This window comes from Nocardioides sp. ChNu-153, from assembly GCF_030466625.1.
In the GTDB taxonomy this organism is placed as follows: Bacteria; Actinomycetota; Actinomycetes; order Propionibacteriales; family Nocardioidaceae; genus Nocardioides.
Genome location: NZ_JADEVT010000015.1, coordinates 26,002 through 41,454, shown reverse-complemented (window position 1 = coordinate 41,454; position 15,453 = coordinate 26,002). Strand labels below are relative to the sequence as shown.

Here is a 15,453-nt window from a genome sequence, read left to right as displayed (position 1 = left end):
CCCCCCCCCTGCGGGGTGATTGGTTGGGGCGTGCCGGGGGGGGTCCCCCGGTCCCCGGGGCACCCCGCCACCCCGCCTGGTTGGATGACCCCCATGCCCATCCCGCCCCCCGCACCCCGCCTCGACCTGGGCGCCGACGTGGTCACGCTGACGGCGCAGCTGGTCGACATCGAGTCCGTCAGCCGCGACGAGGGCGCGATCGCCGACGCGGTCGAGCAGGCCCTCACGGGGCTGCCGCACCTCACGCTGACCCGGCGCGGTCACACGGTGGTGGCGCGCACCGACCTGGGGCGCGCCGAGCGGGTGGTCATCGCGGGCCACCTCGACACGGTGCCGGTCAACGACAACCTGCCGCACCGCCGCGAGCAGACCCCCGACGGCGAGCTGCTCCACGGGCTCGGCACGTGCGACATGAAGGGCGGCGACGCCGTCATCCTCAAGCTCGCCGCCGAGCTGGCGGCGCCGAACCGCGACGTCACCTACATCCTCTACGAGGCCGAGGAGATCGAGGCCGAGCACAACGGACTGCGCAAGCTCGCCGCCTCCGACCCCGACCTGCTCACCGCCGACTTCGCCATCCTCATGGAGCCGTCGAACGCCGCCGTCGAGGCCGGCTGCCAGGGCACGCTGCGCGTCGAGGTCCGCACCCGCGGCGAGCGCGCCCACTCGGCCCGCTCGTGGCGCGGGGTCAACGCGATCCACGCGGCCGGCGAGGTGCTGGCCCGGCTCGCGGCGTACGAGCCCCGGCGCCCCGTCATCGACGGCCTGGAGTACCACGAGGGCCTCAACGCCGTCTTCGTCTCCGGCGGCGTCGCGGGGAACGTGGTGCCCGACGAGTGCGTCGTCACCGTCAACCACCGCTTCGCGCCCGACCGCAGCGAGGCCGAGGCACTGGCGCACGTCGAGGAGGTCTTCTCCGGGTACGACGTGACGCTCACCGACTCCGCCCCCGGCGCGCTCCCGGGGCTCGGGGTGCCGGCGGCCGCGGCGTTCGTCGAGGCGGTCGGCGGGGACGTCGCCCCCAAGTTCGGCTGGACCGACGTCGCGCGCTTCACCGCGCTCGGCATCCCGGCGGTGAACTTCGGCCCGGGCGACCCGATGTACGCCCACAAGCAGGAGGAGTTCGTGCCGGCCGCCGACGTCGTGCACTGCGAGCAGGCCCTGCGCACCTGGCTGGGCGAGGACGGGGGAGCGGCGTGAACGACCACGGGCACGACCACCAGCACGACGACCAGCACGACGATGAGCACGGCCGGCCGGCGCCGGACACCGAGCTGACCGGGTCCACCGACCCGGCCGAGCCGGATGCCTCGGGCGGGCAGCGCGAGCCGATGCCCACCGGTCCCGAGCGGGTGCCGACGGCGGCGGTGCCGCTCCGCGAGCGCATCAAGCGCCGCGGCCCGATGCTCCTGCGCCGCGGCCAGGTCGACCTGACGACCACCGACCAGCGCCTCCTCGACTCCACGGGCGAGGCCGACTGGGTGCACACCGACCCGTGGCGCGTGATGCGCATCCAGGCCGAGTTCGTCGAGGGCTTCGGGGCGCTCGCCGAGCTCGGGCCGGCCATCGGCGTCTTCGGCTCGGCGCGCACCCCCACCGACCACCCGCACTACGCGCAGGGCGAGGAGGTCGGGCGGCTGCTCGTCGAGGCCGGGTACGCCGTCATCACGGGCGGCGGGCCGGGCGCCATGGAGGCCGCCAACAAGGGCGCGTCGGAGGCGGGCGGCGTCAGCGTCGGCCTCGGCATCGAGCTGCCCTTCGAGACCGGGCTCAACGCGTGGGTCGACAAGGGCATCAACTTCCGCTACTTCTTCGCCCGCAAGACGATGTTCGTGAAGTACTCCAGCGGCTTCGTCGTGCTCCCCGGCGGCGTCGGCACGCTGGACGAGCTGTTCGAGGCGCTCACCCTCATCCAGACCCAGAAGGTGACGGAGTTCCCCGTCGTGCTGCTGGGCACGGCGTACTGGCAGGGGCTCATCGACTGGATGCGCGACGTCGTGCTCGCCGACGGCAAGATCCGCGCCAGCGACCTCGACCAGCTGCACCTCACCGACGACCCCGAGGAGGCGGTGCGGATCGTGGTCGACCGTCTCGAGGGCGGTTCCTCGTCGCGACCGGCCGGCTCCTACCCTGAGTGAGCCGCACGCCGCAGCCGTGCGGGTGGCCGGGCGTGCGGCCCGACCGCAGACGAGACCAGGAGGTGGGCCCCGGTGATGTGGGTCTTCGCGGTGCTCGCCGTCGCTGCCATGGTGGGCGCGGCCGCGGTCGCGGCGGGCCACGGCACCCCGCTGGCCCGGGAGCACGGTGACCGACCCGACAGCGGGTTGCCGGCGCAGGGGCCGCTGACCGCGGACGACCTGCGGCGGGTGCGTTTCCCCCTCGTCCTGCGCGGCTACCGGCCGGCCGACGTCGACGCGCTCCTCGCCCGCCTGGCCGCCGAGCGCGACGGCCTGGACCTGTACCGGCCGGCGACCTCCTCCGTCGCTGGCCCCGTCGCTGGCCCCGTCGCCGCTCCCGCCGCTCCTCCCGCGGATGACGACGACCCGCCGCGTGCGGCACACTGAGCCGCCGTGCCCGTTCCCGACCCGCTGGCCGTCCACCTGCTCACGGCGTTCGCCGTCGTGGTGGTGCTGCTGACCCGTCGCGTCCTCGGACGGAGGTCCACGAGCGCCCGGCAGGGCCCGCGCCACGGCCACGGCGTCTCGCCGTGGCTCCTCGACGTGCACACGGGCGCGGGACTCGCGGGCGGCCTGCTGTGGGTGGTGTTCCTCCTCGTCGACCAGGACGGCGCCACCTGGCACTCGCTGCTCGGCGTCGTGGGCCTGGGCCTGTGGTGGATCACCGGCTGGGCCGGCCTGCTGCTGCTGGGCCGCTGGCTGCCCAGCCGCGGTCGCCACTCCGACGCCCGCGACCGCGGCTGGTTCGTCGGCCTCGGCCTCGCGCTGCTGGGCCACCTCGGCGTCGCCGCGTCGGCGGTCGTCTTCACGCTCGCCTATCTCTCCGGGTCGGTCTGAGGCGGGTGTCGCCCCGGCGGTGACGCCCACCCGCAGCGGGTACGCCGACCCGCACGCGCCGCCGTACCAGCCCGGGAATCGCCTCGCCACAACACTTGACGCCGCAACCCGCCACTTCCGGGTGAAAGTTTCGTGTGTGAAGTGGCGGGTTCCCCGGTGCACCGGGGAACCCGCCACCCACGTCCCCGCGCACCAGCACGCCGGAGGGCCGGGCGCGGGCCCTCGCGGGCCCTCCCCGCGGCGGGTGACCTGTGACACGATGCGCCGGTGACGTCGTCGCCGCGCAGCACACGGTCCCCGTTCCTCCTGGCCGCGGTCGTGGCCGCGCTGTGCGCGGTCCTCCTCGCCGGTACGCCGGCCACCCAGGCGGCGCCGCGCGCCACGGCCGGTCCCGCCGCCGTCGTCCCGCAGGCGGCGGCCGCGCAGCAGTTCGCGTCGTGGACCTACGGGACCTCCGTCCAAGGGCGACCGCTCGTGGCCCACCGCATGGGCAACTGGGACGCCGAGTTCACCGCCGTGGTGGTCATCGGGATGCACGGCAACGAGCGCGGTGTCGGCCCCGTCTACCCGGGCCTGCGCGACCTCGCCGCGGCGGGTCGCTTCAGCGCGGTCAACCTGTGGGTGGTCCCGTCGTACAACCCCGACGGCCTGCTGCGCCGGGACCGCCAGAACGCCCGCGGGGTCGACCTCAACCGCAACTTCGACAACGACTGGCGTCGCCTGACGGGCAACTACTACTCGGGCCCGCGCCCCGTCTCCGAGCCCGAGACGGCCGGTGCCGTGCGGCTGCTGAGCCGCATCCAGCCGGACGTGATCCTCAGCTTCCACCAGCCGCTGAACGGCGTGGACCTCGACACCAAGTTCCCCAGCTTCGCCCGCGCCACCGCCGAGACGCTCGACCTGCCCGGCAAGCGCTTCACCTGCGGCGGGGTCTGCCACGGCACGATGACGGGCTGGTTCAACAACAACTACCCGGGCGTCGCGCTCACCGTCGAGTACGGCACGAACCCCGACGCGACCTACATGCGCACCCACGCCTCGCGCCGCATCGCGGCCCTGCTGCAGCGCTCCGCCGGCGCAGCCTGAGCGCCCCACCCCGGTCGGCGCGCCGCACGAACCCGGGACGACCTGTGAGGTCTTCCGGGGATTCGCGCGCGGATGGGGGATAATGGTCGGCGGCCCACCCACCGGCCGCTCCGTCGCCGACGCGCCGACGGTTCGATCCACCAAGAGAAAGAGGTGCACGGATGGCGGCGATGAAGCCGCGGACCGGTGACGGTCCGCTCGAGGTCACCAAGGAAGGTCGCGGCATCGTCATGCGCGTGCCCCTCGAGGGCGGTGGCCGGCTCGTCGTCGAGCTCAACGCCGTCGAGGCGGGCGAGCTCGGTGACGCCCTCAAGGCCGTCGTCGCCTGACACGTGCCTCCCGCCGTGCCCTCCCCCCTGACCGGACTCCCGCTCGACGGCCTGCCGTCCCAGCCCGAGCCGCCCACCGTCCTCGTGGTGGCGGCGCTGGCCGACGTCTGGGACGACGCGCCCGTTGACGGGTCGGCCGAGCACGACGCCCCGCGGACCGGCACGACGATCGTCGTGCCGGTCCTGCGCGGCGAGCCGGGGGAGAGCACGACGGACGCACCCGTCGACGCCGCCGCCGACAGCGACGCCGACACCGACCCCACCGGCCCGGTCGTCGGCCCCGGCGGGCCCGAGGTCGCGGAGCGCTGGTCGCTGGACCTGCTCGTCCTGCTCGAGGCGCACGGCGCCAGCGGTGCCGCCGGCGAGATCACGCGGGTGCCCCTGCTCGACCCGGCCGACGAGGACGCCGTGCCGCGCCTGCTGCTGCTGGCGGGCGTCGGGGCGGGCTCGCCCGCGGACCTGCGCCGGGCCGGCGCAGCGATCGGCCGCGCCTGCCGCGGGCGCGACCGGGTGGTGTCGACCGTCGCGGCCGTGACGGACGACGACGCCGCCGTCACCGCGCACGTCGCCGGGCTGACGCTCGGCTCCTTCTCCTTCACCTGGGGCGCCTCCGCGCCCGCGTCGACCCCCGTCGGCACGGTCGTGCTGGCGGGGCTGCCCGACCCGCTGGTCCCCGTCGTCGACCGGGCCGCGGCCGTGGCCCGCGCCGCGTGGCTGGCCCGGCTGCTCGCGACGGTGCCCTCGAACGTGAAGTCCCCGGCCTGGCTGGCCGCGCAGGCCCGCGGCGTCGCCGAGGCCCAGGGCCTGCAGGTCGAGGTCGTCGAGGGTCCCGAGCTGGAGCGCCGCGGGTTCGGTGGCATCGCCGCCGTCGGTCGCGCCTCGGCCACGCCACCCTGCCTGGTGCGGCTCGACTACGTGCCGCGCGGCACGTCGCGGGCCGCTGCCCGCCGCCTGCCCCGCGTCGTGCTCGTGGGCAAGGGCATCACGTTCGACTCCGGCGGTCTCTCCCTCAAGCCGGCCGAGGGCATGCGCACGATGAAGCGCGACATGACCGGCGGTGGCGTCGTCATCGCCACCCTGGCCGCCCTCGCCGCGGTCGACTGCCCCGTGCGCGTCACCGGTCTCGTGGCGGCGGCGGAGAACGCGGTCGGCGGCGACGCCCTGCGCCCGGGCGACGTCCTGCGCCACTACGGCGGGCGCACCACCGAGGTCACCAACACCGACGCCGAGGGCCGCCTCGTGCTGGCCGACGCCCTCGCCTACGCGGTCGACGAGCTCGACCCGGCGATCCTGGTGGACATCGCGACCCTGACCGGCGCCGGCAAGGTCGCGCTCGGCCAGCGCACGGGCGGGCTGTTCGCCACGTCCGACGCGCTCGCCGAGGGCCTGCTCGCCACGGGACGCGCGGTGGGGGAGCCCCTGTGGCGCCTGCCGCTCGCCGACGTCTACGAGGAGAAGCTGGCCTCCACCGTCGCCGACGCCGACAACGCCCCCGGCGGGCCCGGCGCCATCACGGCCGCGCTGTTCCTGCGCCACTTCACGGGCGGCCGGCCGTGGGCCCACCTCGACATCGCGTCCGTGGGTGACGCCGCGGGAGACGCCCACGAGTGGACGGCCGGCCCGACCGGCTTCGGGGCCCGGCTGCTGCTCGACTGGCTGGCCGGCCTCGACCCGACCGCGCTGCCCCGCTGAGGGCCCGCTGACGGCGGGGCCGAGGACGGGCCGTCGACGGGGCTGTGGGCAGGGCGGTGCGCCGCGACGTACGGCGGGGGTCAGCCGACCTTCTTGGCGGCCAGCAGGCCGTCGCCCACGGGCAGGAGCACGGGCACGAGCTCCTCGGACGCGGCGACCTCCCGGCCGAGCTCGCGCACGGCGACGGTCGTCTCGTCCCGCTTGGCCGGGTCGGCGACGCGGTCGTGCCACAGCGCGTTGTCGAAGACCACCACGCCGCCGGGACGCAGCAGCCGGAGCGCGGCGACGAGGTACGCCGAGTACTCCAGCTTGTCGCCGTCGCAGAGCACGAGGTCGTAGTGACCGTCGGTGAGGCGGGGGAGCACGTCGAGCGCGGCGCCGGGGATGGCGCGGACCCGCTGGCTGGGGATGCCGGCCTCGGCAAACGTCTCGCGGGCCAGGCGCTGGTGCTCGGCCTCGACGTCGACGCTGGTGAGCACGCCGTCGGCGCGCATGCCGCGCAGCAGCCAGAGGCCCGAGACGCCGGTGCCCGTGCCGATCTCGACGACCGCGCGGGCGTCGAGCACGGCCGCGAGGAAGCGCAGGGCGGCGCCGGCCCCGGGGGACACCGGCACGACGCCGACCTCCTCGGCCCGGGCGCGCGCAGCGGCCAGCACGTCGTCCTCGACGACGAACTCCTCCGAGTAGGTCCAGCTCGCAGCGGTGATCGGGGTGGTGATGACGGCCTCCTGGGTGCGTGTGGCGCGTCGAACTCTAGTGGGCGCGCGGCCCCGCGGGGCCCACGCCGTGCCGGGCACGGGGGACCGCCTCGACCCGCGTGCCCCGACCGGCGGGAACGGGGTACCGGGGGCCGGGAGCCGGAGGGGGCCGCCCCACGCCCGCCGCGGCGGGAACAGGGGGGACCCCTCACAGGTTCCTCTCAGTACGACCGCCTATTTTCGTCTTCCGTCGCCAGGTGGGGTCGGAACGGTCGGACAACCAGGAGGATGCCGTGAACGAGGTGGACCACGACGGTCCCGGTCGCCCCGGTGGGGCGCCCACGTGGGACGAGGTCGTCGACCGGCACTCCGACCGCGTGTTCCGGCTGGCCTACCGCCTGACGGGCAACCGTCACGACGCGGAGGACCTCACGCAGGAGGTCTTCGTGCGCGTGTTCCGCAGCATCGACTCGTTCACCGAGTCCGGCCCCGGCTCGTTCGAGGGCTGGCTGCACCGCATCACGACCAACCTCTTCCTCGACCAGGCCCGGCGCCGCCAGCGCCTGCGCTTCGACCAGCTCTCCTCCGAGCGCGCCGAGTCCCTCGCCTCCGCCGTCCCCGGCCCGGCCACCTCCGTCGGCGACCGCACCTTCGACGACGACGTCGAGCACGCGCTCGCCCAGCTCACCCCCGACTTCCGTGTCGCCGTCGTGCTGTGCGACATCGAGGGCATGTCGTACGACGAGATCGCCGACATCCTCGGCGTCAAGCTCGGCACGGTGCGCTCCCGCATCCACCGCGGCCGCGCCCAGCTGCGCCAGGCGCTGGCGCACCGCGCGCCGTCGGCGGGCCGCACCCGGTACGCCGGCCCCGGCACCGGTCCGCTGCCCGTGGTCCGTGGGGCCGCCGAGGCCGCGCGCCGCGTCACCGGCACCGCTGCGGAGGGCCTGGTCGCCCGCCGTGTCGTCCCGGCCGGGCCGCGGTGAGGTCATGACCCTCCTCGGACACCTCGGGACGAAGGTCAGCGACCTCCTCGACGAGCGGCTCGACGAGCGGGCCAGCGCGAGCGCCTGGGCGCACGTCGCCGACTGCCCCTCCTGCCAGCAGCAGGTCGAGACGGAGGCCTGGGTCAAGCGCACCCTCTCGACGCTGGCGACGGCCGCCCCCGACTGCGTCTCCGACTCCCTCAAGGGGCGCCTGAGCGCCGACCGCCTCGTGGCGTCGTACGCCGCCGCGCCCGAGTGGGCCAACCCGCCCGCGGCCGACGACGAGCGTCGCCACCGGTGGACGGTGGCCGCGATCGGCGGCGGCGCCGTGGGCGCTGCGATGCTGGGGATCGTGGCCCTCGGGGTCTCCCCGCAGCCGCCCGCCGCCGAGCGCCGCCCGCCGACGGCGAACCTGCTGCAGGTGACGGACGCGCTGCGGGCCCGCACCGCCGGACCGGCGCCGGTCACGGGCACCGGCACCCCGGTGGCGGACGTGACGACGTCTCCCCAGCCCGACGAGGACGGTGCCACCCCGTGAGCGACTCCCGCGACCCCTTCCGCGACGACCCCCGCGACGATCCCCGGGACGGCGCGGACGACGTCGAGCACACCCGCCCCCTGGCCCACGGCGGGGGCGACGTCACGGACGGCGGGACGGGCGACGCCCACCGGGCCTCCCCGCCGCACCAGCACGACCAGTACGACCCGCACGACCCGCACGCCGGGTACCCCGCCCCCGGGCAGCAGACCGGGGCCCTCCCCGCGCGCCCCGGCCGGCACGACGGGACCCACGACGGGGCCCACGGAGGGACCCAGGACGGGTACGCCGCGTTCGGCGCCCCGCTCGCCGCGCCCGGTGAGGACCGCGCGTCGCGCCGGCGGGCCGAGCGCGAGCGCCGCCGGGCGGAGCGTGCCGGGCGCGGGCGCGTGCCCGGCTGGGTGTGGCCCGCTGTGACGGCACTGGCCCTCGTGGTCGGCGCGGGCGGCGGAGCGCTCGGCGCGGCGGCGTACGACGCCTGGCAGGACGACGACGGCCCGCGCGCCGCCTCCTCGAGCCTGGACGTCGAGGGGGAGGGTGTGTCGACGGCCCCGCCGCTGGAGGCCGACAACACCTCCGTGGCGGCGGTGGCGGCGGAGCTGCTGCCCAGCACGCTGCAGATATTCTCGTCCGCCGAGGGCGAGGACGCGACGGGATCGGGCTTCGTGTTCGACGACGCCGGCCACATCATCACCAACAACCACGTCGTCGCCGACGCCGCCGAGGGCGGCACCGTCGAGGTGCTCACCGACGAGGGCCGGAGGTTCGAGGTCGAGGTCGTCGGCCGCAGCGCGGTCTACGACATCGCCGTGCTGCAGGCCGACGAGGCGCAGGACCTGCAGGCCGTCTCGTTCGGCCCCGCCGAGGACCTCGTGGTCGGCGAGGGCGTCGTCGCCATCGGATCGCCGCTCGGTCTCTCGGCCACGGTCACCCACGGCATCGTCAGCGCGAAGAACCGGCCCGTGACGACGGGCTCGAGCGACGACCAGTCCTACATCAACGCGGTCCAGACCGACGCGGCGATCAACCCGGGCAACTCGGGCGGCCCGCTCGTCGACCTCGAGGGTCGGGTCGTCGGGGTCAACTCGGCCATCGCCACCACCGGCGGCATGACGGGTTCCGGCGGCAGCATCGGCGTCGGCTTCGCGATCCCGTCCGAGCAGGTGCTGCGCACCGCCGAGCAGCTGATCCAGGAGGGCGAGGCCAGCTACCCGGTCATCGGCGCCCAGGTGATGGTGGGCGGCGAGGACACGGGGCAGGGCGCCGTGGTCGACCAGATCAACGACGGCAGCCCGGCCCAGGAGGCCGGCCTCGAGGAGGGTGACGTCGTCACCGCGGTCGACGGTCAGCCGGTGACGGGCGGCGCCGAGCTCATCGTGGCGATCCGCAGCTACGCCCCCGGCGAGACCATCACGCTGACCGTGCGCCGCGGTGAGACCTCCAGCGAGGTCGACGTCACGCTCGACGGGCAGACGGGCTGAGCGGTTCTCCACAGCCGGGGTGCGGGCCGCGCCTGCCGGCCGCGGCGGTAGTGGCAGAGTAGGCACCATGGTCGCCCGCTTCCTCACCCTGGCCGACGTGGCGGAGGTGCTCAACACCTCGAGCGCCCAGGTCTACGCGCTGGTGCGCCGCGGTGACCTCCCGGCCATCAAGATCGGCGGCCGCGGTCAGTGGCGGGTCGAGTCCGAGCAGCTGGAGGCCTACATCCAGCGGATGTACGCGGAGACCCGCCAGTTCGTCGACGCGCACCCGTACGTCGAGGAGTCGGCCGGCGCCGACGCCGACGCGCGTTCCTGACCCGGTAGCGAGACCGCTCAGGTCGTGGCCCCCGGCGCCGATAGGAGGTTCTGCCCCGTCCCCCTCCAGCCGAGGTTCCTCCCGTGCGTCTGCGTTCCACGCCCCTGGGCGTCGCCCTCCTCTCGTCGCTCCTGTCCGCCTCCGTCGTCGCCGCGACCGGTCCGTCGGACGCGGTCGCGCTCGCGACGCCCCGGGCGGCCGCGGTGACCACCCCGACGACCTCGTTCGTCGTCACCTCGCCGACCGCGGCGAGCCGCCGACTCCTGCCGGTGGCGGCCACCACCACCCGCACGCCGACCGTCACGTTCACGGTCGAGACGACCCGCCCGCAGCAGACGTGGTGGGGCACCGGCGCGGCGCTGACGGACGCCTCCGTGCAGCTGCTCGCCTCGGCCCCCGCGGCCGCCGGCCTGCTCTTCGACCCCACCCGCGCCGACGGCGCCCGCCTCGACACGCTCCGGCTGCCGCTGAGCGCGACCGACTTCTCCCCGACGCAGTGGGCGTGGGGCTGGGACGGCACGCGGGCCACGCCGCCCGCGCAGGCCCTCGCCGCCATCGACACCGTCACCTCCTCCGTGCTGCCGCTGCGCCCCGACCTCAAGGTCGTCGCGACGCCGTGGAGCGCCCCCGCGGCGATGAAGACCAGCGGCACCCTGCGCGGGGGCGGGCTCGCGGACGCGGCGGTCCCGTCGTACGGGAACCTGCTCCTCGCGCAGACCCGCGAGCTGGCCGCCCGCGGCGTGCCCGTGCGGGCGCTGACGCTCGGCAACGAGCCGGCGCACTCCTCCGACTACGCCTCCATGACCATGTCGGTGGCGCAGATGGCCGCGCTCGGTCGTCAGGTGGGCCCGGCGCTGCCGGCCGACGTCGCGCTGTGGGCCGGCGACCACAACTGGGAGCACCGCTGGGCCTACGACCAGGTCGTCGCCGGGGCGCCCGGCGCGTTCGACGGGTCGGCGTACCACTGCTACGGCGGGCAGCCCGGCCAGATGAACGGCCCCACGCCGTTCCGGATCATCTCCGAGTGCACCGGCACGACCGACGGGTGGGCGAGCTCGTTCGCCTGGCAGATGGCGAACCTCGTCGCGTCGCCCGTGGCGAACGGCTCCTCGGGCCTGCTGATGTGGAACCTCGCCCTCGACGGCGCCTCCGGGCCGGTCGACGCCGGCTCGCGCTGGGGCTGCAAGGACTGCCGCGGCCTCCTGCGGGTCGAAGGCTCGAGCGTCAGCATGCAGCCCGAGTTCTACCTGCTCGCCCACCTCACCCGCGCCGCCCAGCCCGGCGCCCGGGTGCTGCCGGTCTCCTCGTCGGTGGCGGGCACGGCGGTCGCCGGCTTCCGCAACCCCGACGGCACCGTCGGCGTGGTCGGCGTCAACCACACGACCACCTCGCAGGTCGTCGCGGTCAAGGTCGGCACGACGACGAAGCGGTACGTCGTGGGCGCGGGCGAGCTGTTCACCTTCACCTCGCGCTGACGCACCGCACTCGAGACCACCCGGACCGGACGCCCCCGCCCGACCGTTCGTCGCGCGGGGGCGACCGTTCGTCGTACCGAGGTGTCGCCGGGATGTCCGGCGCGTGACGTGCGTCTCACGTAACCCGCTCGGAACGATCCAATCGGCCCGAATCCATGCTCATGATTCAAGATGGCGGGACGGCGGCCCGCTCCGGGGCCGGTCTGCCCCTAACCTGCACCGAGGTCGCGCGCCGCGCGTCCGGCGGGACGGCTCGTCGTCCCGCACGGGTTGACGAGGGACCGGTATCGGATGAGTCAGTCACAGCTCGGGATCGTCGCTGAGTCGACGCCCGGTGAGGCGAGGGTCGCGGGCACGCCGGCGACCGTGAAGCAGCTGGTGGGCCTGGGGTACGACGTCGTGGTCGAGGCGGGCGCGGGTGCGGCCTCCTCGTTCACCGACGAGGCGTACGCCGAGGCCGGCGCACGGGTCGTCGGGGCCGAGGATGCCTGGCGCAGCGCGGTGGTGCTGAAGATCAACGCGCCCACCGACGCCGAGATCGACCGTCTGGCCGAGGGTGCGACGCTGGTGAGCCTGCTCAGCCCCGCGCTGCGGCCCGAGCTGGTCGAGAAGCTGGCGACGCGCCCCATCACCGCGCTCGCGATGGACGCGGTGCCGCGCATCTCGCGCGCCCAGTCGATGGACGTGCTGTCCTCGATGGCGAACATCGCGGGCTACCGCGCGGTGATCGAGGCGGCCCACGAGTTCGGCCGGTTCTTCACCGGCCAGGTGACCGCGGCCGGCAAGGTGCCGCCGGCCAAGGTGCTCGTCGCGGGCGCCGGCGTCGCGGGCCTCGCGGCCATCGGCGCCGCCTCCAGCCTGGGCGCCATCGTCCGCGCCACGGACCCTCGCCCCGAGGTGGCGGACCAGGTCAAGTCGATCGGCGGGGAGTACCTCGAGGTCGTCGTCGCCGAGGAGGCCAAGGAGGTCTCGTCCGACGGCTACGCGAAGGCCACGAGCGAGGCGTACGACGCCCGCGCCGCCGAGATCTACTCCGAGCAGGCCGCGGACGTCGACATCATCGTCACCACTGCGCTCATCCCGGGCCGCCCGGCCCCGCGCCTCATCACGGCCGCCGACGTGGCCGCGATGCGGCCGGGCAGCGTGATCGTCGACATGGCGGCCGCCCAGGGCGGCAACGTCGAGGGCTCGGTCGCCGGCGAGAAGGTCGTCACCGCGAACGGCGTCACGATCCTCGGCTACACCGACCTGGCCGGACGCCTGCCCACCCAGGCCTCGCAGCTGTTCGGCACCAACCTGGTGAACCTGCTCAAGCTGCTCACCCCCGAGAAGGACGGCACGCTCGTCCTCGACATGGACGACGTCGTGCAGCGCGGCGTCACCGTGGTGCGCGCCGGCGAGAAGACGTGGCCGCCGCCCCCGGTCCAGGTCTCCGCCGCGCCCGCCGCCCCCGCGGCGGCGGCCGCGCCCGCCGTACCGGAGAAGGCGCCGACCTCGCCGGCGACGCTGGCGCGGCGTCGGTACGCCGCCATCGCCGTCGGCGTGCTCGCGCTGTTCGCGGTCAACGCGACGGCCCCGGACCCCATCCCGCAGCACTTCACCGTGCTCGTGCTGTCGGTGGTGATCGGCTACTACGTCATCGGCAAGGTCGCCCACGCGCTGCACACGCCGCTCATGAGCGTCACCAACGCGATCAGCGGCATCATCGTCGTCGGCGCCATGCTGCAGCTGTCCTCCGACGACACCGCCGTGCGCGCCCTCGCGTTCGTCGCGGTGCTCCTGGCCAGCATCAACGTCTTCGGCGGCTTCGCCGTGACCCGACGCATGCTCAGCATGTTCTCGAAGGACTGATCGATGGACGCCCTCAGCATCTCCACCGCGGCGTACATCGTCGCCGCCCTGCTCTTCATCCTCAGCCTCGCGGGCCTCAGCAAGCACGAGACCTCGCGCCAGGGGGTCGTCTACGGCATCGCCGGCATGGCGATCGCGCTCGTCGCGACCTTCGTGGTCGTGGCCGACGTCGCGATCGACTCCGACGACGCCCTCGGTGTCGTCCTCCTCGTGGTGGCCATGGTCATCGGCGCCGTCATCGGCCTGTGGCGCGCCCGCGTGGTCGAGATGACCGGCATGCCCGAGCTCATCGCGCTGCTGCACTCCTTCGTCGGTCTCGCCGCCGTGCTCGTCGGCTGGAACGGCCACCTCGAGGCGCCGCACTACTCGGGTGCGCTCGCCGACATCCACCACGCCGAGGTCTTCATCGGCGTCTTCATCGGCGCCGTCACGTTCACCGGCTCGATCGTCGCGAACCTCAAGCTCAGCGCCAAGATCAAGTCGGCGCCTCTCGTGCTGCCGGGCAAGAACCTGCTCAACGTGGGCGCGCTCGTCGCGTTCGTCGTGCTGACGGTCTGGTACGTCATCGACAGCGAGCTGTGGCTGCTCGTCGTCGTCACCGTCCTGGCCCTCGCGCTGGGCTGGCACCTGGTGGCCTCGATCGGCGGCGGCGACATGCCCGTCGTGGTCTCGATGCTCAACAGCTACTCCGGCTGGGCCGCGGCCGCCGCGGGCTTCCTGCTGAGCAACGACCTGCTCATCGTCACCGGCGCGCTGGTCGGCTCCTCGGGTGCCTACCTCAGCTACATCATGTGCAAGGCGATGAACCGCTCGTTCCTCTCCGTCATCGCCGGTGGCTTCGGCATCGAGGCGGGCCCGGCGGGCGACACCGACTACGGCGAGCACCGCGAGATCGACGCCGAGGGCACCGCGGAGCTGCTCCGCAACGCCTCCTCCGTCGTCATCACCCCGGGCTACGGCATGGCGGTGGCGCAGGCGCAGTACCCCGTCGCCGACCTCACGAAGAAGCTGCGCGAGCGCGGCGTCGACGTCCGCTTCGGCATCCACCCCGTCGCGGGCCGGCTGCCCGGCCACATGAACGTGCTGCTGGCCGAGGCGAAGGTGCCCTACGACATCGTGCTCGAGATGGACGAGATCAACGACGACCTCGCCGCCACCTCGGTCGTGCTCGTCATCGGCGCCAACGACACGGTCAACCCGGCGGCCACCGAGGACCCGTCGAGCCCCATCGCGGGCATGCCCGTGCTGACCGTGTGGGAGGCCGAGAACGTCGTGGTCTTCAAGCGCTCCATGGCCGCGGGGTACGCCGGCGTGCAGAACCCGCTGTTCTTCCGGGAGAACACGCAGATGCTGTTCGGCGACGCCAAGGACCGCGTGGAGGACATCCTCCGCGCGCTCTGAGCCCCCCGGCCCCGACGGCCCGGCCCCGACGCCCCCTCCGCCCCCCGGGTGGAGGGGGCGTCGTCGTACCCCGGCTGGGGCGGGCCCCGCGGAAACGGGATCGTTACGCGGCGCCGCGACGTCGGAAACACCGCCTGGGTTTCATCACGGCAGACATCGTTTCCTCTCGTGATCGGAGCGGCCCATGACCACCAGCCCCGAAGCACCCCCGAGCACCACCGCCAAGGCCCCGTTCCGCGTCACCGCGGACGCCTGGAAGGGCCTGCCGCGGATGACGGACTTCCCGGCGAGCGAGGGCTACATCGGCGACACCTACGAGAACCCCGAGGGCAGCTCGATGTGCTCCGGCTTCTTCGAGCTGCGCCACACCGACGAGCCGCTCGTCTACCTCTACGAGTACGACGAGATGAAGGTCGTGCTCGAGGGCGAGTTCCTGCTCGAGGACGTCGACACGGGCCAGCGCACGGTCGCCCGGGCGAAGGACGCCATCTTCTTCCCGAAGGGCTCGCGCATCGCGTTCTCGACGCCGTCGTACGCCCTCGCGTTCTACGCCGGCGACCGCGACGCCGGCCTGCTCTGAGCCGGG

At 74.5% G+C, this 15,453-nt stretch carries 16 protein-coding genes; 15 read left to right on the top strand and 1 reads right to left on the bottom strand.

Annotated features, from left to right (window positions below; all coding sequences use genetic code 11):
• The first annotated feature begins 93 nt into the window (after positions 1-93).
• From dapE to INN71_RS15585, 7 genes are all read left to right on the top strand, one after another.
• The gene (gene dapE / locus INN71_RS15615) at positions 94-1,200 is read left to right on the top strand and encodes a succinyl-diaminopimelate desuccinylase (RefSeq protein ID WP_301801110.1); all 1,107 of its coding nucleotides are present in this window, start codon (positions 94-96) and stop codon (positions 1,198-1,200) included.
• Between the two features lie 203 nt (positions 1,201-1,403).
• Complete coding sequence (locus INN71_RS15610; protein WP_301801170.1) at positions 1,404-2,138, top strand: TIGR00730 family Rossman fold protein; 735 nt, start codon at positions 1,404-1,406, stop codon at positions 2,136-2,138.
• A gap of 75 nt (positions 2,139-2,213) precedes the next feature.
• Entirely contained in the window at positions 2,214-2,564 is a 351-nt protein-coding gene (locus tag INN71_RS15605) for a DivIVA domain-containing protein (RefSeq protein WP_301801168.1), read from the top strand.
• Positions 2,565-2,570: 6 nt separating this feature from the next.
• Positions 2,571-3,014, top strand: coding sequence for a hypothetical protein (locus tag INN71_RS15600; protein ID WP_301801109.1), 444 nt, complete (start codon positions 2,571-2,573; stop codon positions 3,012-3,014).
• Between the two features lie 267 nt (positions 3,015-3,281).
• The gene (locus INN71_RS15595; RefSeq protein WP_301801108.1) at positions 3,282-4,100 is read left to right on the top strand and encodes a M14 family zinc carboxypeptidase; all 819 of its coding nucleotides are present in this window, start codon (positions 3,282-3,284) and stop codon (positions 4,098-4,100) included.
• Between the two features lie 161 nt (positions 4,101-4,261).
• A complete protein-coding gene (locus tag INN71_RS15590; RefSeq protein ID WP_277499770.1) occupies positions 4,262-4,429 on the top strand; it encodes a DUF3117 domain-containing protein in 168 nt (55 codons plus the stop codon).
• A 15-nt stretch (positions 4,430-4,444) separates the two neighbouring features.
• The gene (locus INN71_RS15585) at positions 4,445-6,121 is read left to right on the top strand and encodes a M17 family metallopeptidase (RefSeq protein ID WP_301801107.1); all 1,677 of its coding nucleotides are present in this window, start codon (positions 4,445-4,447) and stop codon (positions 6,119-6,121) included.
• An 80-nt stretch (positions 6,122-6,201) separates the two neighbouring features.
• On the opposite strand, the gene INN71_RS15580 is transcribed toward INN71_RS15585, so the two are convergent.
• Complete coding sequence (locus INN71_RS15580) at positions 6,202-6,840, bottom strand: O-methyltransferase (RefSeq protein WP_301801167.1); 639 nt, start codon at positions 6,838-6,840, stop codon at positions 6,202-6,204.
• 272 nt (positions 6,841-7,112) lie between these two features.
• On the opposite strand from INN71_RS15580, the gene sigE reads away from it, so the two are divergent.
• The 8 genes from sigE (at position 7,113) to INN71_RS15540 (ending at position 15,447) form a co-directional block, all read left to right on the top strand.
• Positions 7,113-7,805: an RNA polymerase sigma factor SigE gene (sigE, locus tag INN71_RS15575; protein ID WP_277499768.1), complete on the top strand. Its 693-nt coding sequence runs from the start codon at positions 7,113-7,115 to the stop codon at positions 7,803-7,805.
• A gap of 4 nt (positions 7,806-7,809) precedes the next feature.
• Entirely contained in the window at positions 7,810-8,343 is a 534-nt protein-coding gene (locus INN71_RS15570; RefSeq protein WP_301801102.1) for a hypothetical protein, read from the top strand.
• Positions 8,340-9,824: a S1C family serine protease gene (locus tag INN71_RS15565; protein WP_301801100.1), complete on the top strand. Its 1,485-nt coding sequence runs from the start codon at positions 8,340-8,342 to the stop codon at positions 9,822-9,824. Before INN71_RS15570 ends, INN71_RS15565 begins: the two co-directional genes overlap by 4 nt.
• A 67-nt stretch (positions 9,825-9,891) precedes the next feature.
• The gene (locus tag INN71_RS15560) at positions 9,892-10,140 is read left to right on the top strand and encodes a helix-turn-helix domain-containing protein (protein WP_277501433.1); all 249 of its coding nucleotides are present in this window, start codon (positions 9,892-9,894) and stop codon (positions 10,138-10,140) included.
• Between the two features lie 83 nt (positions 10,141-10,223).
• Positions 10,224-11,615, top strand: a complete 1,392-nt coding sequence (locus INN71_RS15555; RefSeq protein WP_301801098.1) for a hypothetical protein — start codon at positions 10,224-10,226, stop codon at positions 11,613-11,615.
• Positions 11,616-11,906: 291 nt separating this feature from the next.
• A complete protein-coding gene (locus INN71_RS15550; RefSeq protein ID WP_301801096.1) occupies positions 11,907-13,466 on the top strand; it encodes a Re/Si-specific NAD(P)(+) transhydrogenase subunit alpha in 1,560 nt (519 codons plus the stop codon).
• 3 nt (positions 13,467-13,469) lie between these two features.
• Entirely contained in the window at positions 13,470-14,867 is a 1,398-nt protein-coding gene (pntB, locus tag INN71_RS15545) for a Re/Si-specific NAD(P)(+) transhydrogenase subunit beta (RefSeq protein WP_301801094.1), read from the top strand.
• Between the two features lie 184 nt (positions 14,868-15,051).
• Positions 15,052-15,447 carry a hypothetical protein gene (locus INN71_RS15540; RefSeq protein ID WP_301801092.1) on the top strand — a complete coding sequence of 132 codons (396 nt, stop codon included), beginning with the start codon at positions 15,052-15,054 and terminating at the stop codon, positions 15,445-15,447.
• The last annotated feature ends 6 nt before the right edge of the window (positions 15,448-15,453 follow it).